General features: G+C 63.7%; 19 protein-coding genes and 1 pseudogene. 6 read left to right on the top strand and 14 right to left on the bottom strand.

All coding sequences use genetic code 11. The annotated features are described in order from the left end of the window. Positions 1-24: 24 nt before the first annotated feature. Positions 25-975, top strand: coding sequence for a TauD/TfdA dioxygenase family protein (locus tag AB4Y79_RS08150; protein ID WP_441860340.1), 951 nt, complete (start codon positions 25-27; stop codon positions 973-975). Further along, complete coding sequence (locus tag AB4Y79_RS08145) at positions 972-2,315, top strand: LLM class flavin-dependent oxidoreductase (protein ID WP_441860339.1); 1,344 nt, start codon at positions 972-974, stop codon at positions 2,313-2,315. Before AB4Y79_RS08150 ends, AB4Y79_RS08145 begins: the two co-directional genes overlap by 4 nt. Positions 2,316-2,508: 193 nt before the next feature. On the opposite strand, the gene AB4Y79_RS08140 is transcribed toward AB4Y79_RS08145, so the two are convergent. From AB4Y79_RS08140 to AB4Y79_RS08120, 5 genes and pseudogenes are all read right to left on the bottom strand, one after another. Continuing rightward, positions 2,509-3,111: a TetR/AcrR family transcriptional regulator gene (locus AB4Y79_RS08140; protein WP_441860337.1), complete on the bottom strand. Its 603-nt coding sequence runs from the start codon at positions 3,109-3,111 to the stop codon at positions 2,509-2,511. A gap of 254 nt (positions 3,112-3,365) precedes the next feature. Further along, positions 3,366-4,232, bottom strand: a complete 867-nt coding sequence (locus AB4Y79_RS08135) for an alpha/beta fold hydrolase (protein ID WP_441860336.1) — start codon at positions 4,230-4,232, stop codon at positions 3,366-3,368. 46 nt (positions 4,233-4,278) lie between these two features. After that, positions 4,279-5,277, bottom strand: a complete 999-nt coding sequence (locus tag AB4Y79_RS08130; protein WP_441860335.1) for an NADP-dependent oxidoreductase — start codon at positions 5,275-5,277, stop codon at positions 4,279-4,281. A gap of 194 nt (positions 5,278-5,471) precedes the next feature. Continuing rightward, positions 5,472-5,767 (bottom strand): annotated as a pseudogene (locus tag AB4Y79_RS08125) (SDR family NAD(P)-dependent oxidoreductase); the annotation flags it as partial. A gap of 46 nt (positions 5,768-5,813) precedes the next feature. Further along, positions 5,814-6,548, bottom strand: coding sequence for a FadR/GntR family transcriptional regulator (locus AB4Y79_RS08120; RefSeq protein ID WP_441860334.1), 735 nt, complete (start codon positions 6,546-6,548; stop codon positions 5,814-5,816). A 155-nt stretch (positions 6,549-6,703) separates the two neighbouring features. Here AB4Y79_RS08120 and AB4Y79_RS08115 point away from each other — a divergent pair, with 155 nt between their 5' ends. Both AB4Y79_RS08115 and AB4Y79_RS08110 read left to right on the top strand, forming a co-directional pair. Continuing rightward, entirely contained in the window at positions 6,704-8,110 is a 1,407-nt protein-coding gene (locus AB4Y79_RS08115) for a GntT/GntP/DsdX family permease (RefSeq protein ID WP_441860333.1), read from the top strand. Next, entirely contained in the window at positions 8,107-8,721 is a 615-nt protein-coding gene (locus AB4Y79_RS08110) for a gluconokinase (protein WP_441860332.1), read from the top strand. Before AB4Y79_RS08115 ends, AB4Y79_RS08110 begins: the two co-directional genes overlap by 4 nt. A 76-nt stretch (positions 8,722-8,797) precedes the next feature. Here the strand turns inward: AB4Y79_RS08110 and AB4Y79_RS08105 are convergent, their stop codons facing one another. The 4 genes from AB4Y79_RS08105 to AB4Y79_RS08090 all read right to left on the bottom strand — a co-directional run bounded on the left by AB4Y79_RS08105 (position 8,798) and on the right by AB4Y79_RS08090 (position 12,169). Next, positions 8,798-9,412, bottom strand: a complete 615-nt coding sequence (locus AB4Y79_RS08105) for a carbonic anhydrase (RefSeq protein ID WP_441860331.1) — start codon at positions 9,410-9,412, stop codon at positions 8,798-8,800. A gap of 131 nt (positions 9,413-9,543) precedes the next feature. Continuing rightward, a complete protein-coding gene (locus AB4Y79_RS08100; RefSeq protein ID WP_441860330.1) occupies positions 9,544-10,692 on the bottom strand; it encodes a hypothetical protein in 1,149 nt (382 codons plus the stop codon). Between the two features lie 272 nt (positions 10,693-10,964). Then, positions 10,965-11,474 (bottom strand): hypothetical protein, encoded by a 510-nt coding sequence (locus tag AB4Y79_RS08095; protein ID WP_441860328.1) that lies wholly within the window; start codon positions 11,472-11,474, stop codon positions 10,965-10,967. Positions 11,475-11,653: 179 nt separating this feature from the next. Beyond that, on the bottom strand, positions 11,654-12,169 hold the full coding sequence (locus AB4Y79_RS08090) for a nucleoside kinase (RefSeq protein WP_441860327.1): 516 nt from the start codon (positions 12,167-12,169) through the stop codon (positions 11,654-11,656). A 55-nt stretch (positions 12,170-12,224) separates the two neighbouring features. On the opposite strand from AB4Y79_RS08090, the gene AB4Y79_RS08085 reads away from it, so the two are divergent. Both AB4Y79_RS08085 and AB4Y79_RS08080 read left to right on the top strand, forming a co-directional pair. Further along, positions 12,225-12,977 (top strand): lytic transglycosylase domain-containing protein, encoded by a 753-nt coding sequence (locus tag AB4Y79_RS08085; protein ID WP_441860326.1) that lies wholly within the window; start codon positions 12,225-12,227, stop codon positions 12,975-12,977. A gap of 68 nt (positions 12,978-13,045) precedes the next feature. Next, positions 13,046-13,582 carry a GNAT family N-acetyltransferase gene (locus AB4Y79_RS08080; RefSeq protein WP_441860325.1) on the top strand — a complete coding sequence of 179 codons (537 nt, stop codon included), beginning with the start codon at positions 13,046-13,048 and terminating at the stop codon, positions 13,580-13,582. Between the two features lie 57 nt (positions 13,583-13,639). Here AB4Y79_RS08080 and AB4Y79_RS08075 read toward each other — a convergent pair whose 3' ends face one another. The 5 genes from AB4Y79_RS08075 to AB4Y79_RS08055 are packed head-to-tail and all read right to left on the bottom strand — an operon-like array spanning position 13,640 to position 18,625. Then, positions 13,640-14,389 carry a hypothetical protein gene (locus AB4Y79_RS08075; RefSeq protein WP_441860324.1) on the bottom strand — a complete coding sequence of 250 codons (750 nt, stop codon included), beginning with the start codon at positions 14,387-14,389 and terminating at the stop codon, positions 13,640-13,642. Then, on the bottom strand, positions 14,386-15,330 hold the full coding sequence (locus AB4Y79_RS08070) for a carbohydrate ABC transporter permease (RefSeq protein ID WP_441860323.1): 945 nt from the start codon (positions 15,328-15,330) through the stop codon (positions 14,386-14,388). Before AB4Y79_RS08070 ends, AB4Y79_RS08075 begins: the two co-directional genes overlap by 4 nt. Then, positions 15,330-16,268 (bottom strand): carbohydrate ABC transporter permease, encoded by a 939-nt coding sequence (locus tag AB4Y79_RS08065; RefSeq protein WP_441860322.1) that lies wholly within the window; start codon positions 16,266-16,268, stop codon positions 15,330-15,332. Before AB4Y79_RS08065 ends, AB4Y79_RS08070 begins: the two co-directional genes overlap by 1 nt. A 9-nt stretch (positions 16,269-16,277) precedes the next feature. Further along, a complete protein-coding gene (locus tag AB4Y79_RS08060) occupies positions 16,278-17,558 on the bottom strand; it encodes an extracellular solute-binding protein (protein ID WP_441860321.1) in 1,281 nt (426 codons plus the stop codon). Positions 17,559-17,611: 53 nt separating this feature from the next. After that, positions 17,612-18,625, bottom strand: coding sequence for a hydroxyacid dehydrogenase (locus tag AB4Y79_RS08055; protein ID WP_441860320.1), 1,014 nt, complete (start codon positions 18,623-18,625; stop codon positions 17,612-17,614). Between the last annotated feature and the right edge of the window lie 102 nt (positions 18,626-18,727).

Below are 18,727 nucleotides of genomic sequence, written 5' to 3'. Positions count from 1 at the left end.
TACTGAACTGCAAAGGAACCCATCATGGCCGCCATCACTGAAACCAAACTCGAATTCACCAAACTCGGCTCCCGCATCGGCGCGGAAATCCGCGGACTGGACCTCAGCGCCGATCTAAGCGACGCCACCATCGCCCAGATCCGCGACGCCTTGAACAAGCACAAGGCCCTCGTCTTCCGGGAAGCAAACGTGCTCGACGACGACGCGCAGGTCCGCTTCGCCAGCCGCTTCGGCCCGCTCACCAACGCCCACCCCACCGTGGCGTCCGTGGACGGCAAACCGGCCGTCCTCCCGGTGGACAGCGAAAACGGCAGCGCCAACAACTGGCACACCGACGTCACCTTCGTGGTCAACCCGCCCCAGGCCTCCACCCTGCGCAGCATCACCCTGCCTGCCTACGGCGGGGAAACCCTCATTGGGTCATCCGCCGGGGCCTATCAGGACCTGCCGGACGAGCTCCGTAATTTCGCGGACACGCTCTGGGCCATCCACACCAACGACTACGACTACTCGGTACCCAAGAACCTCGAACACGCCAGCGCCGAGGAACGCCGCAAAGAATTCACCCGCATCCTCTTCGAGACCGCCCACCCCGTCGTCCGCGTCCACCCACTGACGGGGGAGCGGGGCCTGTTCATCGGCGGGTTCGCCCAGCGGCTCAGGATCGTGGGCCTCTCCAACACCGAATCCAAAGACATCCTCCGGCTCCTCCAGGCCTACATCACCCGGCCGGAGAACGTGGTCCGGGTGAACTGGGAACCGGACCAGCTTGTCCTCTTCGACAACCGCATCACCCAGCACTACGCCCCCGACAACTACGACGGCCAGCCCCGCCAACTGAACCGGGTGACCGTTGCCGGCGACATCCCCGTGGGTGTGGACGGGCGCCACAGCACACCTATCAAGGGAGACTCGTCCTCCTACTCCGAAACCGTCGTCGTTGACGAGTCCGCGTTCACCGGGGCACAGCGATGACCGCCGGGCGCAGGCAGCTTCACCTCAACGCCTTCCTGATGAGCACCGGCCACCACGAGGCATCATGGCGGCTACCGGAAAGCGACAGCCACGCGGGAACCGATGTGGCCCATTTCCAGCGGCTGGCGCAGAGCGCCGAACGGGGGAAACTGGACTCCATCTTCTTCGCTGACTCCCCGGTGTTGCACGGCGACGTAACCCAACGGCCATACGGGAGCCTGGAACCGACCGTCCTGCTTGCGGCGATAGCCGCCGTCACGGAACGGATCGGGCTCATTGCCACCGCGTCCACAACGTACAACGAACCGTATAACCTGGCGCGGCGCTTTGCTTCGGTAGACCAGATCAGCGGTGGCAGGGCGGGATGGAACGTGGTCACCACAGCCGGGGACGCAGCGGCGAAGAACTTCTCCCTGGCCGGCCAGCCTGCACACTCTGAGCGCTACGAACGGGCCGCGGAGTTCCTGGACGTCGCCAAGAAGCTCTGGAACAGCTGGGACGAGGATGCCGTCGTAGCGGACAAGGCAGCCGGCGTCTGGGCGGACAACACCCGGGTGCACCCGGCCGGGCACGTCGGCCGTTACTTCCAGGTGGAGGGCGCCCTGGACGTCCCGCGATCCCGGCAAGGACACCCCGTGATCGTGCAGGCCGGCTCCTCGGAGAACGGCAAGGACTTCGCCGCCCGCTACGCCGAAGCGGTCTTCACCGCACACCAAACCCTCGGGGACGCCCAGGCCTTCTACTCAGACTTGAAGCAGCGGACATCAGAAGCCGGCCGGAATCCGGAAGCGATCAAGATCCTGCCCGGCATCGTCCCGGTCATCGCCTCAACCCAAGAGGAAGCGCGCCGGCTTGAGCAGGAACTCGATGACCTCATCCTGCCTGAATACGCCCGCAATCAGCTCGCAGGGGTGTTGCGGGTTCCGGGCGAGTCCCTGCAACTGGACGCCGAATTACCGGCCGGGCTGCCCTCGGAGGACCAGATCGAAGGTGCCAAGAGCAGGTACACCTTGATTGTGAACCTCGCCCGGAGGGAGCACCTCACTGTACGCCAGCTCATTGGGCGGCTCGGCGGCGGCCGCGGGCACCGGACCTTCGCCGGCACCCCCGACCAGGTGGCCGACACGATCCAGGAATGGTTCGAAGCCGGCGCCGCGGACGGGTTCAACATCATGCCACCCGTCCTGCCCTCCGGACTGGACATCTTCGTGGACCATGTCGTTCCCATCCTGCAGGACCGGGGACTCTTCCGGCGCGAGTACTCAGGACGGACCCTCCGCGAGCACTTTGGGCTGGCCAAACCAGCCAATACTTTCAGCCCAGTGCCGCTACCCGTCTAAACGAGAGGAGGTAACAACTGCACCTCCTAAAGCAGCGCGCGGAATACCGCGCACAGCTTGGGAGGTGCGGTCTTTTAAGAGGTCGTCAGATTCACGCCGCCGAGCTGGGAAGACTCATCTGGCTTTAGTTGGCTTGGATGGGTTTGGGGATTAGGTGGAGGTCGGGACCTGGCCTGTGGGAGCCCCTAACCCGTCAGCGGTTTAGCAGCAGGCTGACTTGTGTCTTGATGTCCTGCACCAGTGCTTCAAGTTCCAATCCGGCGTTCACGCTTGCCGCCATGCTGACGAACATGATCGCAGAGACGACGCGGGCCGTCGTCGCAGCATCGCCGGCATCGCTCACCCCGTCGCGGCCAAGTATGGCGGCAATGGCCTCTTCGGTTTGCCCAACGATGGAGAGAGCAGCGCTGTGGTGTGGCTCCGTAGGGTCGCCGAAGACCATTTCCCGCAGGTAGAAGCGTCCGTTATCAATCTGGATCCGGTTGCACTCCACGATCGGCCGCACCACGGCCATCACCGCACCGAGGGTATCCCGGATGCTTTCAGCATCAGCCCGGCCTCGTTCAAGAGCTTCGGCGTAGTGGGCGTTTTGAACGAGGAGGAGGAGTTCTCCCTTGGTTTTGGCGTAGAGGAATAGGGTTCCGGTGCCAATGTCGGCTTTGTCGGCGATTTGCTGGGTGGTGACGTCGTCGACCCCGTGTTCGGCGAACAGTTCGGTGGCTGCTGCTGTGATGCGGTCCAGCTTCTCCTGCTTGTTCCGCTCGCGCCGTCCGAGCGGCTGGGAGGTGGCAGGCATGTGGTTTCCTCTGGACGTAAACTGACTGAACTCAGTATTGAGTATAACGGAGGTGCGGTGATCAGGCCCTCCGGTTGGCGCCGCTACTTTTCGCGTTGGGGGAGGATCCGGCCACTCTTGACATACTTAGTGCTGCTTCGACGCCACATCTTCTGAATCCATGGCATGAAGGAGCGGAGGGAGTGAGAGTTTTCTTCTTGCGGTCCGGTTGTCGGGGGGTTCCCCTGAGTGCCTTCTTGTTGCGGGCGTGATGGTCAGGGGGCGAGGAATTCGACGACGGCGGGTGCGAGCCGGGTGTGGTGCTGGAAGATGCCACCGTGGCCGGAGTCGGGGTAGATGATCAGTTCGGATCCCTTGATGCGGCGATGTAGTTCTTCGGAGAGCACGGAGGGCACCATGCGGTCGTTATCGCCATTGGCGATGAGCGTGGGCTGACTGATGGTGGACAGGTTTGACGGGGCCGAGCGGCCGTACTTCTGGATTGCCTTCAGCTGGGTTCGAAATGCGCGGGCTGTGATCGGCTTGTCACGGTTCTCGGTTCGCTCCTGAAGGCGTTTGATGAACGCTTTCGCAGCGGTCTTGCCGGTGGGGTTGCGGTTGAAGAAGAGGAATTCCTTGGGGTCGGACCGGGTCAGGGTTGCCCGGAGGATGTCCCAGTAGGTGGTGCCGAGGACTTTGTCGATGTCTTTGCCTCCGCGCGGGCCGGTTCCGGTCAGGACGAGTTTTCGGACGAGGCTGGGATGTTTGATGGCCAGGTCCTGGGCGACCATGCCGCCCAGTGAGAAGGCGAATACATCTATCGTGTCGAATCCGAGGGCCTTGATGAAGGTGTAGGCGTCCTCGGCCATTGCTTCGATGCTGTTGGGAACTTGGCCGGTGGAAGCGCCGACGCCGGGCTGGTCGAAGGTTATGACGTGGCGGTTCTGGGCGATGGGATCGATAATACGGGGGTCCCAGTTATCAAGCGTGGCTGCCAGGTGCACTAAGAACACGACGGGGATGCCGCCTTTCGGCCCAAGCTCGCGGTAGGCGTAACTAACGCCTGCGGCGGTGACAGTTTTGGCTGGTGCTTTTGCGTACGAAGTGACCACTGGTTCGTTCTGGGGATCGGTGTTGTCCATGACGGTTGTTCTCCTGGATTGTGCGTGAATAGTGGCTGGCAATGGGTCAGTTGGTGACGGTGAGCACGGCTTTGCCCCGGAAGCCCCCTGCGGCCAGTGATTGCAATGCCTCCGGTGCCTGGTCGAAGGTGAAGACTTTGCCGACGATGGGGCGCAGCACGCCGGCGTCGACGAGGGTGCTGATCTGACGTAGTTGGTCGCCGCTGGCTCGCATGAAGAGGAACTCATAGCTGACGCCGAGCTTCCTGGCTTGCTTCCGTATTTTGCTGCTGAGCCCGGTGACTGCCAGGCGCAGCGCAGGGTTGAGGCCTGCCTTACGGGCGAAGGCTGGATCGGGTGGGCCGGCGATCCCGATCGCCTTCCCGCCGGGCTTGAGGATGCGCAGTGATTTCTGCAGGTTTTCCCCTCCGAGGCTGTCGAGTACCAGATCGTATCCGCTCAGGAGCTGCTCGAAGTCCTGGGCGCGGTAGTCGATCACGATGTCAGCGCCGAGGTCCCGTACGAAGCCGGCGTTGGAGCTGCTGGCGGTGGTTGCAACGGTCGCGCCAAGATGCTTGGCGAGCTGGATGGCGATGGAACCGACCCCGCCGGCGCCGGCATGAATGAGAACCTTCTGTCCCGGCTGCACATTGCCCTGCTCCACGAGGGCCTGCCATGCCGTAAGAGCTACCAGTGGCAGCGAAGCGGCCTCCTCCATGCTGGCAGATACGGGCTTGAGCGCAAGGTCTTCCTCGGCGATGGCAATACGTTCGGCAAAGGTGCCGATGCGGTCCTGGTGGGGACGGGCGTAGACCTCATCGCCGGGCTTGAACCCGTTCGCTTTTTCCCCGACGCGCAGCACGGTGCCGGCTACGTCGTTGCCGAGGATCAACTGGAGCTTGTAGGGAAGGATCTGTTTGAACTCACCCAGGCGGATCTTCTCGTCCAGCTGGTTCAGGCCGGCAGCCTGTACCTGCACGAGCACGTCCCGTTCACCGACCGCGGGCTCTGCAACCTCGGCTTCCCGCAGTGGTTCCTTGTACTTGTCGATAACGAATGCCCGCATTCCGCGATGCTCCTTTTGGTTGATGTCCTGGTATCTGGCCCCGGTTGCGACGATGGCCTCGCCCCGACCCGCAAGCATTCAGTGACTACAATCAATTATGACTACACTCATGTTAATGTCAAGGAGCAATAGGAAAGCGCCGTGGTGACGTGCTGGATCCGTCACCACGGCGCAGCCGCTTCTCTAGTACCCGGCGGGTCCATCTTGGGATCGGTGGCATGCGCGGCCATCGCAGTATCGACATAGCCGACATGTACGCCCGCCACATGTACCCCTTTGGGGGCAAGCTCCAGGCGCAGCGAGTTGGTGGCGGACCAGAGGGCTGCCTTGGTGGCACTGTAGATGCCGGCCACGGCGTACCAGCTCAAGGCGGAGTGGATGTCGATGATTGCGGATTTCTCCTTCGCTGACAGGATTGGGGCGAGGCGCGGGCGAGGAAAAGTGGGCCGAGGAAGTTCGTCTCCACGTTGGTCCGGATTTCGGCATCGGTGTCCCGGTTAGCAGCCACACGACTTTCGAACGATGAGCGCGGTGGATTACTTGGGGTCCGACCCGCTGTCCAAAATCGCGTCCATTTCCTGGCCGGCGATGTCCACAATGCGTTGCATGGCCGCATATGCCGCGGCCGGCTCGCTGGCGACAACGGCCCTCGCGACTTCGAGGTGCAGGCGCAGCGGCTCGGGTTCCGGCCGGTCGGGCATCAGCCCGTGCTGGGTTCGCCCTGTCAGGACCTCTCCGATCGCCGATTCCAGGTTGAGGAGCATCTCATTGCCCGATGCTTTAAGGATCAAGGCGTGGAATTGGATGTCCAGGGGAAGAAAGGCAGCCAGGTCGCCTGCTTCGGCTGTGATTTCAAGTCCCGAGGCAAGTTCCAGCAGTTGGCGCGCGTCCTCGGCAGCTATCCGCGTGGCTGCCAGTTTCGCGGCCAGCGGTTCGACGGCGGAGCGGAGCTCGGTCAGCGACCGAAGCTGGGCGGCCCTGCCAGAGCCGTTGAGGCGCCACCGGACCACGAGTGGATCGAAAACATTCCACTCGGCTTGAGGGCGGATGGATACGCCCACGCTGCGCCGGGAGGTCACCATTCCCAGTGTTTCCAGCACACGCAGGCCTTCGCGGAGCACTGACCGGGTGACCTCGTACTGTTGCTCCATATCTTCGGAGCGGAGCACCAGGCCCGTGGCCAGCTTGCCGGATGTAATGTCGCTGCCGAGCCGCTCGACGATCGCAGAATGCCTGCTGATATGTCGGGCGGTCCCCGGTTGATCAGACATTGCAGGGTCCCCCTTAGGTCAGGGGCACCCCAGTGTGCTGGCAGCGCCGCCCGGATTCCATAAATCGTATTTAGTGTGTACCGTGATCCACAGCATATTTGGAGGACCGGTCAAAAACAAAAAGTTCCCGGCTCCACCCCAACCCAAGGAAAACCATGACACCCCTTCTCCTTCCTGCGGCAGCGCAGCCCTGGAACGGCCACGACACCCAGCTTGTGGTGGTCGCCGCGATCGGCATCGCCCTCATTGTGCTGCTGATCGTCAAATTCAAGCTTCATCCATTCCTGTCACTGGTGCTCGGCTCCGCCTTTGTCGGGCTGGCGTCCGGCGTCGGCTTCGACAAGGTCATCAGCAACTTCGAAGACGGCGTGGGCAACACACTCAAGGAAGTGGGCCTGCTCATCGCCCTCGGCGCGATGCTGGGCAAACTGCTGGCCGATTCCGGCGGAGCAAACCGGGTGGTGGACACCTTGCTCGGCAAGGTCTCCCCGAAGCTCCTGCCGTGGGCCATGGCACTGGTCGCGGTGATCATCGGCCTCCCAATGTTCTTCGAAATCGGCTTGGTGCTGCTGTTGCCCGTCATCGTGCTGGTGGCCCAGCGCTCCGGTGGGAAACTGATGCGCGTCGCCATTCCGGCACTTGCCGGCCTGTCCGTGCTCCACGGACTGGTCCCGCCGCACCCCGGCCCCCTGGTTGCCATCTCCAGCCTGAATGCGCCGCTGGGCATCACCCTGGCCCTCGGCCTCCTGATTGCGATCCCCACCGTCATCATCTGCGGACCGCTCTTCGCGATCTACGCCGCACGCTGGGTTCCCGTGGACGCCCCAAAGCAGGCAGGTGGCATCGACACCGAACATACGCAAGCCGACCCGGACGCGAAACGCCAGCCGTCCTTCCTCATCACCCTGCTGACCATCGTCTTCCCGGTGGTGCTCATGCTCCTCAAAGCCGTCGTGGACATCGTGTCCCCGGACGCAAAGAACCCGAGCGCGGCACGCGTCTTCTTTGATTTCATCGGCGAACCCCTGGTCGCCATGACCCTCGCAGTGCTCCTGGCCCTGGTGACCTTCGGCTACGCCGTCGGGTTCTCCGGCAACAAGATCGGCGGCAAGATCGGTGCCTCCGTGGGACCGATCGCCGCAGTGATCCTCATCGTCGGCGCGGGCGGTGGGTTCAAGCAGACGCTGATCGGCGCCGGAGTGGGCGACGCCGTGGCGAAATGGGCCACCGGAGCGAACATTTCGGTGCTGGTCCTTGGGTTCCTCATCGCCGTGGCGATGCGCCTGGCCACGGGTTCAGCCACGGTGGCAACTGTCACTGCCGCCGGCATCGTCGCCCCTTTGGCCACGTCCCTCTCGCCGGCACACGCCGGCCTCCTGGCCCTGGCAGTCGGCGCAGGCTCGCTGTTCCTCTCCCACGTCAACGACGCCGGGTTCTGGCTGGTCAAGGAACTCTTCGGCCTTACCGTAGGCCAGACGTTCAAGACCTGGTCCGTGATGGAAACGCTGATCTCCCTCGTCGGCTTCGGCCTGGTGATGATTCTGTCCGTGGTGATTCCATGACGTCCCAGGACACCGCACCCGCCAGGTACGACCAGCAGCCTGTCCTCGTCATCATGGGCGTGTCCGGATCGGGCAAGTCCACGGTGGCGGGCATCCTGGCCGGCCAGCTTGGCTGGGACCTTGAGGAAGGGGACGACCTTCACTCGCCGGAGAACGTCGAAAAAATGGCGTCCGGCATACCACTGACGGATGAGGACCGCTGGCCCTGGCTCGACACCATTGCCTCCTGGATCATCGAGCACACCATGGCCGGAATACCGGGCATCATTACCTGCTCAGCCCTCAAGAAGATCTACCGCGACCGGCTCCGTGAAAAGAACGTAGTCTTCGTGCACCTTTCCGGTTCCAAGGAGCAGATCGCACGGCGCCTGACAGCACGCATGGACCACTACATGCCGGCCACCCTGCTTGACTCGCAGATCGCCACACTGGAACCCCCGGGACCGGAAGAAAACACCATCGTCATTGACGTGGGCCGCACTCCGGCGGAGGAAGCAGCCGAAATCGTCAGGCGGCTGGGCCTTTCCCCCGCCCCCGGCTCGTCGGCGCTCGGCCACCCCCGGCCGGGCAGTTCATCCGCCGACACGTCCACCCCAGGCAGCGGCGGCTGACACGCCCCCTCCGATCGAACACAATATGCAGCGCGCCAATGGCGCGCTGCATATTGCTTTGCCCACATTCTTCCTCTTAGAGGACGCCGGCTGTGGAGACGAGCTGCGCCCTGCCCTCTTCAAGTTGGTACGTGAGGCCAACGACGGCTGTGGAGTAGTTGTCAACCGCGTCGAAAACCACCCGGGAATTCTCCAGCAGCCGGCGCACGGTCTGTTTCACGTGTTCGATGACCATTTCGTTGACGTCCGTCTTGTCCTGACGCATCGTCTTCAGCACCGACGGCGTGATTCTTTCAACCAGGCCGCGGATGTGGCCCTGCGGCGTTGCGCCGGTTTCCACCGCTTCCTTCGCCGCCGTTACGGCGCCGCAGTTGCCGTGCCCCAGGACTGCGATCAGTGGAACATGGAGCACCGAGATTGCGTACTCGAGCGAGCCGAGAACAGCGTAGTCGAGCACGTGCCCCGCTGTCCGCACCACGAAGACGTCGCCGAGGCCGACGTCGAAAATAATCTCCGCGGCGAGGCGGGAGTCAGCACACCCAAAGATGACGGCGAACGGATTCTGGGTGGTCACCAACTCGCTTCGCCTTGCGGCGTTTTGGTTCGGATACAGGGAATCTCCCGTGACGAAGCGCTGGTTGCCGTCAAGCAGGAGCTGCCACGCCTCGTACGAACCGATTCTGTTGCCCACGTGCTTACTTTAAGGGCGCAGCGACGCGGAAAGGGAGTATCAGTCGCCTCCAATTCGGCTGATGCGGGAACTTCGGGCGCGGAGGCGCAGCCGTCCCGGTGAAGGACGTTCAGCTTGTAAACGTATTCCTGTCAGGACGTGGAGGTCGACGCCGGAAGGGCGGCGATGTCCCTGTAGAGCTCCGAGTTAAGCGTTGTATGGCCTTGGTCGTCGGTGACGTAGACCTCGAACGTGAAGGTGCTGTCGTTGTTGTCGAGAGTGAACTCGATCGTGGGGTCCTTTACGGAGATGGTGCCCTGCGAGACGATTCGGCCGTACTTCTGCTCGGGACCACTGAGCTCCGTACCGTGCTGCGCAGGGTCACGGATGAAATAACGAACTGTATACGGTGCTGATGGCAGCGATTTCACAATTGGGAAGAAAGTGAATTCCCTCGTGCCTGTGGCGGGATAGACCTTGGCACGCCACTGGTAGGCGGTGACGCCTGGAGTGAGAGCGTCGTCGAGGTCGCGGACGCCGGTGCGGTTTGTCTGGGTGTCGAAACTGGTGTTGTGCCCCAGGACTTTGGCGACGGGTCCGAGCCCAAAACCGAGGCTGAGGCCGAGGGAGACAGAGGCAACGGGGACCGCTATCGCCCAGATGCGCGAGCGTCGCTGCAGGCCGGTCCGGACGGCCTGCCGGTGCGTCGAGACATTCCCGGGGATGGCGTGCAAGTGCATTGCTCTGGAGTACGGGTTGCTACCAGCGCGGGCCCAGGCCTCAATGTAGCCAGCATGGGGAGGCAGCGAAGCTTCCGTGCCTCCGACAGGGTTCCAATAGGACAGGAACGGGATCGGCACGTCCCGGAGCCGATCGTACCAATCCCTGGTGGTTAGGGTGGGCACCATGCGGTATTGAGGACCTCCACTAGCCGGATACTGGTGGAGGTAGGCGTGGAAGTCTTCAAGCTGGGCGCGTTCGACACGGACATGGACGACGAACGCCCTCGTCAAAACCGCCGCGTCGGGTGTGAGCGTTACCCACTCCCCGGCACGCCAAAACAGGGCGGTGCCAAGAAACGACGAAATTACCGCTCCCGCCAGTATGAGCGCCTCGACCCAAAAGGGGATGATCGTGCCGTCGCTCTCATTTATGAAGATCGAACCGGCCACCGCCGCCATCGGGACCACCAGGAGGCCCGCGCCGAGTGCCACCCCTGCCCAGCCCGGCATCCGCAATGCACGAATCCGAGCCGGCAGATCAACCTCGCGATAAGGGTCACCGGTACTCGGAACAAACATCGCTACCCCCGCATCCGATAACAGAAAGACAGCAGGGCCGCCTTCATCTGCCAGGCTTGGGATGGCTGTGGGAAGCCCAGAAGGATGATGCTTCCATACGTGTTCACTGTCCGGATGTGTGCTTGGCGGAACCTTCGTAAATCTTTGGCGATCCTTGCGCTGTGGGCCGGTAGCCTCAGACGTCGGGGATCGCCTTGCAGCAGCGGGCGCCGGGGGATTGTTTCTTACGCGTCGACGTGGGAGTCCGCACACCTCCCTGTTCTACCCGCCAGTCAGCAGTCGTCGACTATCTTGCCGAGGACACCGCCGATGGCGCCGCCGACCGCCGCTCCGCCTGGACCCCCAAAGTATCCTCCGATGATGGCTCCCGCGCCGGCCAGGGTCCCTTGCCAGTTGCCGCCCGATTTCTTGTAGACCACTGTGGTTTGTCCCCCGGAGCTGGTTGGTACGTAGGATCCCATGGCGCCCGACGCATATGACAGTGCCACGGGGCTGGCGTTGCCGGCGACCAGGAGTTCCTCGTAGGCCTTCTTGACCTCGGTGTGGGCCTCCGCAGCGTCGTGTTTGCCGCTGGTGACGGCGTATCCCAGTTCGCAGACGCGCGTCAGTACGGTGAGTTCTGATTCAGTGATGAACTGGAGTTCAAGGAGTTTGTCGAGAACGATTTTGTCGGCCTTGAGACGGTCGCCGCCTGCTTCGGCCATGATCCTTTTGACTTCCCTTCCCGCGGCGCTTTGCATCTCGCTAACGCCTATCCCGAGGACAGGTTCGAAACTGGTCATTGGAACGCCTTTCTGCTGGATTGGGTGTACGCGGGCAGCCGCGTTCTCGAAGTTTGCTCCCGCCGGGCGCGCAATGGAAGACCGCACTGAAACTCCTCGGCGCTGATCAGGAGGCACAACCCGGCGCATGGCGCGGACCCCGGGTTACCGCCTTCCTCAAGCCGGCAACCCCGGGAAGATCAGGCCGAATCGGTCGCCCGGACCCGCCGCAGGATCTCGTCCACTACATCCTGGAGCGGTGCGGTGGCGTCGATCGCAATGCCGGCCGGCGGGATGTCCTCCCGTGTCCTGTGCAGGTGCTCAATCAGGGCCCGTTCCGCCGGTAGCCCACCCCATTCGTCACGGGGCCGCCCGTCAAGCCGTCGGTTCAACGTCTCCAGGTCCACCTCAAGGACGAAGACGCCGTCAAAGAGGTCGATGAACTTCCCGAAGTTCCTTGAGCCCCCGCAGAAGAACGTCACCTCCTCACTGCGGTCCGAGATGAGGGCTTCCACGTCGCCTACCCGCCAGATGTGGTGGTGATGCGCCGAGACGCCGGTGATGCCTGCTTGTGGTTCGCCGGTTTCCGGATCACCCTGATAGGCCAGTTCCCGGTCGCCGTTGATGGCGTGGAAGCCGCGCCGCCGCAATTCGTTGCACACCGCAGTCTTGCCGGTCCCTGAACCACCCTCCACCAGGTAATTCCTTCTGCCCATGCCTGATGGTACCCAGCCGTACGGCAGACGTGGCGGGGAATGGTTTGATTGGTCAGTGCTCCGTTTCAAACGCTACCTGGTTCTTTGCCTGTTCTTGGTGTGCGTCCTGACGGCATTGTCGTTCTGGGCCATCCGGCAGCCGGCCGCTGATGCCCATGGGGTCTTTTCGCCGCCGCCGCGGGCGGACGTGAAGCTTGACGTGTTGTCCGCCGGCATGACCACCGCGGTGAACGTGACCAGGACCCCGGATGCAGGGTGGCTTGAGGAGGCTGCCGCGCGGACCGGGATCCCAGCTTCCTCGCTCCGCGCCTATGTTGCGGCAGCCGCCACAGCCAACGATTCCAATCCGGGGTGCGGGATCGGCTGGAACACGGTGGCGGCCGTGGGCTTCGTCGAATCAGCGCACGGAACTTACGGCGGCGGGAGCCTGGACAACGAGGGCCAGGCATCCGGCCCGATTGTGGGCCCAAGCCTCAACGGCGCCGGCTTCGCCGCCATCCCGGACACGGACGGCGGCACCTTGGACGGCGACGCCCGCTGGGACCACGCCGTGGGACCGATGCAATTCATACCTTCCACCTGGAAGATTGCGGGCCTGGACGGAAATGGCGACGGCGTTGCGGACCCGTTCAACCTCGACGACGCCGCCCTCGCCGCCGCCACGTATCTGTGCGTCCACGGCCGGGACCTGACCACCCCGCAAGGGTGGACGGACGCCATTTACTCCTACAACCAATCCGATGCCTACATCCGGCAGGTACGCGCCCAAGCCACTGCCTATGCTGCGAAGACGGGCACTCCGAGTTAGCACGGGCACCGCGCAGTAACACCGGCCGACGAAGACCGGCAGACGCACCCGGCGGGTAGTCTGGGCGCGTGGACTTCTCCTGCGAACTCGCCAACGGCATCGTCCTCCGTCCCGTCCACTTGTCCGATGCCGCGCCGCTGGCCACAGCGTTCCAGGCCAACCGCGCCTACCTGGCACCGTGGGAACCGGTCAGGCCCGAGGAGTTCTACACGGTCCAGGGCCAGCATGAGGTCCTTACCCGGCGGCTGAAGGACCTCGACGACGGCACCGCACTTCCCATGGTCCTTGTGGGAGGCAATGCAGTTGTCGGCCTGCTGAACCTGAGCTCGATCGTCCGCGGCGCCTTCCAAAATGCCCATGTTGGCTACTGGACCGCCCAGGACGCCCAGGGGGGAGGACTCATGACGTCGGCGCTGGCCGCGGCGATGATCATTGCCAAGGCCCAACTCGGCCTGCACCGCCTCGAGGCCGCCACGCTGGTCCATAACAGGGCATCGCAAAGGGTGCTGGAAAAGAACGGCTTCGAGGCCTACGGCACCGCCCGGGCATACCTGCGGATCGCCGGCCAGTGGCAGGACCACCGCATGTACCAGCGGATCCTCTAACGACGACGGCCCGCGGCATCCGTCGCCGGCCTCCGCAGTTGCCTCCGGGCCAGGGACCTACTTTTCGTCCGGGCCAAGGTCCGGCAGGACGGAGGAATAGGTGTAGGCGGCGTTGCTCCAGGCCACGAACAGCAGCGGTGCCGGCGCCAGCGCCACGCCCAGCACCGGCTGCAGCAGGGCCGCGGAAGCAATGATCCCCAGCAGCACCAGCATGGCCAGGCTCAGGTACCAGCGCTGGACGGACAGGAAGAGCGACGCCTTGAGCAGGCTTTTCAGCCCGTTGCCGGGAAGGAGCACGACGCCGGCAATCGCCATCACGGCGACGTTCACGGTCATCGCGGCAGCCACCACGACCACCGGCAGCAGGAGTGCAGCGGCCGGCATGGACTGCACGATGGCCAGGTCCACGCCAAGGAACAGCAGCACCGCCACGGCCGCAAGCCCCATCGGGGCCGCACGCCGGAAACCGCGCCGGTAGCCCCGCAGGAAGGAAGCCACCGGTCTGGCCGCGGCGCCGTCGTCGTGCAATGCCTGGAAGGAGGCGAAGAGCCCGGCGAGCGACGGCGCGACGGTGACGGACAGCGCCAGGAAGAAGGGCCATGCTGCTGCCGGGTCCGCCACCAGGGCAAGGCACAGCACCAGCGGGGCGTTGGCGAGCGCCATGAGCACATTCCCGGCCAGGAACGTGTAGATGAAGCCGAAGATGCTGCCAAACGCGTCGAACCCGGGGCTGGGAATACGCCCGGCCAGGCCGCGCCGCGCAGACTCTCCCTGCCGGGGCGTGGGATGCCGTGCCACGGATGTCATCCTTTCATCCCGCTCGTGGCGATGCCCTGGATGAAGTACCGCTGGCCGAGAAGGAAGATGGCCAGGATGGGGATCACCGAGATGACGGATCCCGTCATGATCATGGCGTACTCGGCGTCGAACTGGCCCACGAAGGAACGCAGCCCCAGCTGCACGGTCCAGAGCCGGTTGGAGGTGAGGTAGATGAACGGGCCCATGTAGTCGTTCCAGGTGTTCACGAACGTCAGCAGCGCCAGGCTGGCCAAGGCGGGCTTGGACAGCGGCAGGATCACCCGGGCCCAGATCCCGTATTCGCTCAGGCCGTCAATCCGGGCGGCTTCGCACAGTTCGTCCGGGATGGTCATGTAGTACTGCCGCATCAGGAACACGCCGAACGCGCCGAACGCCTGGAGCAGGATCAGGGCGTTGAAGCTGTTGGTCAGGCCCAGGTTCTGCATCATGATGTACTGCGGCACCATGTAGGCCTGCCACGGCACGGCGATGGTGCCGATGTAGCAGAGGAACAGGACGTCCCGGCCAGGAAAACGGACCTTGGAGAAGCCGTAGGCGGCCAGTGATCCGGTGAGCACCTGCAGGCAGGTGATGATCACTGCCAGGTACAGCGAGTTCTGCAGGTACCCCATCATGGGGATCCGGGTCCAGATGTCCGTGTAGTTGCTCCACACGAACTCGCTGGGAATCCACTGGATGGGCACCGTGAGGACCTGGTTGTTCTCCTTCAGCGAGGAGGACACCATCCAGATGAACGGCACCAGGAGTGCCACCACCAGCACGGCCAGCGCTGCGTAGATGATGGCATTGGTGGTTCGCTTCTTCCGCTCGCGGCTGGGGCGCCTGCCGTTCCGGGCACCGGGCGGACGACGACGGCCGTCTGGATCAGGTGCCGGGGCGGCGCCGTCCACCGGTGCCCCGGCCTTGAGGTCTTCGGCCATGTTGGTCATCAGCGTTCCCTCCGCTGTTGGATCTTGAACTGCAGGACGGTGACCGTCAGCACGATCAGGAACAGCACGAGCGAGATCGCGGACGAGTAGCCGAACTTCCCTTCGCCGATGCCCTCCTGGTAAATGAGCTGGGACAGCACCGTGGTGGAGCGGCCGGGACCGCCGTTGGTCATCACCACGATCAGGTCGAAGACCTTGAAGCTGGAAACCGTCAGCATGACCACCACGAAGAACGTGGTGGGCCGCAGCGACGGAATGGTGACATTCCAGAACCGCTGCCAGGCGCTGGCGCCGTCAACCTCCGCTGCCTCGTAGAGTTCCGTGGGGATGGCCTGCAGACCCGCCAGGTACAGCACCATGTAGTAGCCCATGTCCCGCCAGACGCTGGTGATGATGACGGCGGGCAGCGCCCAGTCGGAGCTGGAGGTCCAGCCCGGCGCGTTGGCGATGCCGATCGTGTGCAGGAACTGGTTGATGGGTCCGTTGTCCGGGCTGAAAAGCATGTTCCAGACGACGGCGACCGCCACCAGGGAGGTGATGTAGGGGAAGAAGATTGCAACCCGAAAGAAGCCGATGCCTTTGAGCTTCCGGTTCAGGAGTATGGCCAGCAGCAGGGCCAGGGCCATGGTCAGCGGGACGTGGCCGATCGCGTAGGCCACGGTGTTCCGCAGGGCCACCCAGAAGGAGTCGCTGGCCAGCATCCGCTGGAAGTTGGCCAGCCCCGCCCACTTGGGGGCACTGAAGGAGGTCCATTCCATGAAGGAAAGGGCGAACGCGGCCAACACCGGGATGAGGGTGAAGGCCAGGAATCCCAGGAAGTTCGGCAGGATGAACGTCCAGCCGATCAGCGTGTTGCGCCGCGCCTGTTTCCGGTTGCCCCGGCCGGGCGCCGGAGCTGCTGCAGGCGCGGCGGCCGGGGTGATGGTTTTGGTTGTCATGGCTGCCTGTTACTGGCCCAGGACTTCGCTCTTGACACGCTTGCCCATCTCGGCAATTCCGTCGGCAACCGACTTTTCGCCGACCATGATGAGGTCGTGCTCCTGGTTCAGGATCTTGTCCGTGGCCGCCGACTTGTCGCTGACGGGCATTTCCAGGGCGGTGCTGTCCGGTGCGAATGCCTTCTTGGACAGGCTGTCCGTGGGCATGCCGTCCAGCTTGAAGTAGGCGTCCGTCACGGCGTCGTCCTGCAGTGCCGGGACCACGCCCACCTTGGAGATGGCCTTGGCTCCCTCTTGCCCGGCGGCCCACTCGATGAACTTCCTCGCCTCGTCCGAGTGGGTGGCGTTCTTGTTCACGGCGAAGGCGGTGGGGGAGCCGAAGGTGGTGACTTTGCCGTTCGAGTCCTTCTGCGGCATGGGTGCCAGGCCCCAGTTGACGTTGGTCTTGCCGTCCTTCTTGGCCTGCAGCAGGCCGGCGATGTACCAGGTGCCCATGGGCATCATGGCGGCCTGGCCGCTCTCGAACATGGTCCGGTAGCTGGTCTTCTGGCTCTTGGCCGTTGCGTAGTCCAGGGTGGCGCCGCTCTTCTGCAGGTCAAGGGCCATGGTGTATTGGTCATTGAAGTAGCTGTAGTCGCCGCTGTTCTGGTCCTTGCCGTTCTGTGCAGCGGAGACGGCTTCCACCACCGAGCGCCAGATGTGCTGGTACGTGCCGTAGACCTTCTTGCCGTCGGGGGCGGTCCCGCTGAGTTTCTTGGCGATCTCTGCGTACTTGTCCCAGGTCAGGTCTTTGGGGTCATCGATACCGGCCGCCTTGAAGAGGTCTTTGTTGTAGTAGAGCAGCCAGAAGTCCTGGCGGTAGGGGGCCGCGTAGTACTTGCCGTTGATGTTGAAGGCGTCAAGGGTTGCCAGCTTGTCCTTGCCCACGGTGTCCAGCACGCTGTTGATTTCCTGCAGCTGCCCGTTGTTGGCGTAGCGTGCGTAGTCGATGACGTTCTTCATGGTCAGGACGTCGGTGGTGTCGCCGCCTGCCAGCATGGTGGTGACTTTCTGCGGGTAGTCGTCGGCCAGGATGTCCACGGGTTCGATGTGGACGTTTGGGTGGCTGGCTTCGTAGCCGTCGAAGAGGGCCTTGAATTCAGGTGTTCCCTCGTAATTCCACACGGATACGGTCAGCGTGGTCTTGCCGTCCTGGGCCTGCGGTGCCGTGCCTGCGGCTCCGGCGCATCCGGACAGGCCGAGCCCTGCGGTGACGGCCAGCGCCATGGCGGTGAAAGTCCTGCGCTTCATTGCGTTCTCCTTTGAGGTTTTGGTTGTGTGCCGCGTGTGCGGCGTGGGGCTGTTCAGGCGCTGAGGGAGAGGTCTGCGGAGACCACTTGCGCTGCGGGTCGCTGACCGGTCAGGTAGCGTTCAAGGTCGTTCAGTGCGGCATCGGACATCCGCCGGGTTTCCGTGCCCAGGGAGCCGGCGATATGCGGGGTGATCTCCACGTTGGGAAGGTCGTAAAGAATCGAGTCCGCCGGCAGCGGTTCGGGTTCGGTGACATCCAGCAAGGCCTGGATCCGGCCCGTGGCGCACTCCGCTTCGAGGGCCTTGGTGTCCACCAGTGAACCCCGCGCTGTGTTGATCAGTGTCGCGTGGTCCTTCATGGCCTGCAGCTCGGCGGCCCCGATCATATGGCGGGTCTCCGGCAGGGCAGGGGCGTGGACCGTCACGATGTCCGAGGATGCCAGCAGCTCATGCAGGGACACCAGCTTCCCGCCGGCGGCCGCCACGGCCGCGGGGTCCGCATGGGGGTCGCTGACCAGGCAGGTCACGTCCTGCAGTTGCTGGACCAGCCGGACCACCCGGCGGCCGATGCGGGAGAACCCGATCACGCCGATCACCCGGCCGATATTGCCCAGTTCCCCGCGCGCCGTGGCATAGCCCCAGTCCTCGCGGTGCATTCTTGCGTCGTTCGCGAGCACGTGGGCCTTCTTGCCGGCCAGCACGATGGAAGCGAAGGTGAATTCGGCCACCGGGATGGCGTTGGCGTCCGCGCCGTTGGTCACCAGGATGCCGCGTTCCCACAGTTCCGGGGTGACGAAGCTGCGGACCGTACCCGCACAATGGAACACCGCGCGCAGGTTGGGCATCCGCTCCAGTGCAGGTGCATCGAGGCGGGGCACCCCCCAGCTGGTCAGCAGGATCTCGACCTCCGCCAGGTGGCCGGCGAACGCCGGGTCTTCCAGTGAGTCGGTCCACGGCGCTTCGCCGAGGTCCACCAGGCCCGCCAGCCGTTCGAGCCGCACGGAATCGAACTGGTCGGCAAATGTTCCCTGGTTCATGACCAGCAGGGCCTTGGGGTTACGCGACATTCGGGCCTCCTTTCTTCATTGGTTGGAGAGCGGATCGGACCGCTGTTCATGTCTTGCATCACATCTAACAATCAGTACATACTCATGAACAAGACAGAACAA

The organism is Pseudarthrobacter sp. YAF2 (assembly GCF_052113345.1).
Classification (GTDB): domain Bacteria; phylum Actinomycetota; class Actinomycetes; order Actinomycetales; family Micrococcaceae; genus Arthrobacter.
This window is presented reverse-complemented; position numbering and strand designations above follow the sequence as displayed.

Coding starts and splice junctions, on each gene's coding strand:
- AB4Y79_RS08150 (WP_441860340.1), top strand. CDS start 25: ATGGCCGCCATCACTGAAACCAAACTCGAATTCACCAAACTCGGCTCC.
- AB4Y79_RS08145 (WP_441860339.1), top strand. CDS start 972: ATGACCGCCGGGCGCAGGCAGCTTCACCTCAACGCCTTCCTGATGAGC.
- AB4Y79_RS08140 (WP_441860337.1), bottom strand. CDS start 3,111: ATGCCTGCCACCTCCCAGCCGCTCGGACGGCGCGAGCGGAACAAGCAG.
- AB4Y79_RS08135 (WP_441860336.1), bottom strand. CDS start 4,232: ATGGACAACACCGATCCCCAGAACGAACCAGTGGTCACTTCGTACGCA.
- AB4Y79_RS08130 (WP_441860335.1), bottom strand. CDS start 5,277: ATGCGGGCATTCGTTATCGACAAGTACAAGGAACCACTGCGGGAAGCC.
- AB4Y79_RS08120 (WP_441860334.1), bottom strand. CDS start 6,548: ATGTCTGATCAACCGGGGACCGCCCGACATATCAGCAGGCATTCTGCG.
- AB4Y79_RS08115 (WP_441860333.1), top strand. CDS start 6,704: ATGACACCCCTTCTCCTTCCTGCGGCAGCGCAGCCCTGGAACGGCCAC.
- AB4Y79_RS08110 (WP_441860332.1), top strand. CDS start 8,107: ATGACGTCCCAGGACACCGCACCCGCCAGGTACGACCAGCAGCCTGTC.
- AB4Y79_RS08100 (WP_441860330.1), bottom strand. CDS start 10,692: ATGTTTGTTCCGAGTACCGGTGACCCTTATCGCGAGGTTGATCTGCCG.
- AB4Y79_RS08095 (WP_441860328.1), bottom strand. CDS start 11,474: ATGACCAGTTTCGAACCTGTCCTCGGGATAGGCGTTAGCGAGATGCAA.
- AB4Y79_RS08090 (WP_441860327.1), bottom strand. CDS start 12,169: ATGGGCAGAAGGAATTACCTGGTGGAGGGTGGTTCAGGGACCGGCAAG.
- AB4Y79_RS08075 (WP_441860324.1), bottom strand. CDS start 14,389: ATGACATCCGTGGCACGGCATCCCACGCCCCGGCAGGGAGAGTCTGCG.
- AB4Y79_RS08070 (WP_441860323.1), bottom strand. CDS start 15,330: ATGACCAACATGGCCGAAGACCTCAAGGCCGGGGCACCGGTGGACGGC.
- AB4Y79_RS08065 (WP_441860322.1), bottom strand. CDS start 16,268: ATGACAACCAAAACCATCACCCCGGCCGCCGCGCCTGCAGCAGCTCCG.
- AB4Y79_RS08060 (WP_441860321.1), bottom strand. CDS start 17,558: ATGAAGCGCAGGACTTTCACCGCCATGGCGCTGGCCGTCACCGCAGGG.
- AB4Y79_RS08055 (WP_441860320.1), bottom strand. CDS start 18,625: ATGTCGCGTAACCCCAAGGCCCTGCTGGTCATGAACCAGGGAACATTT.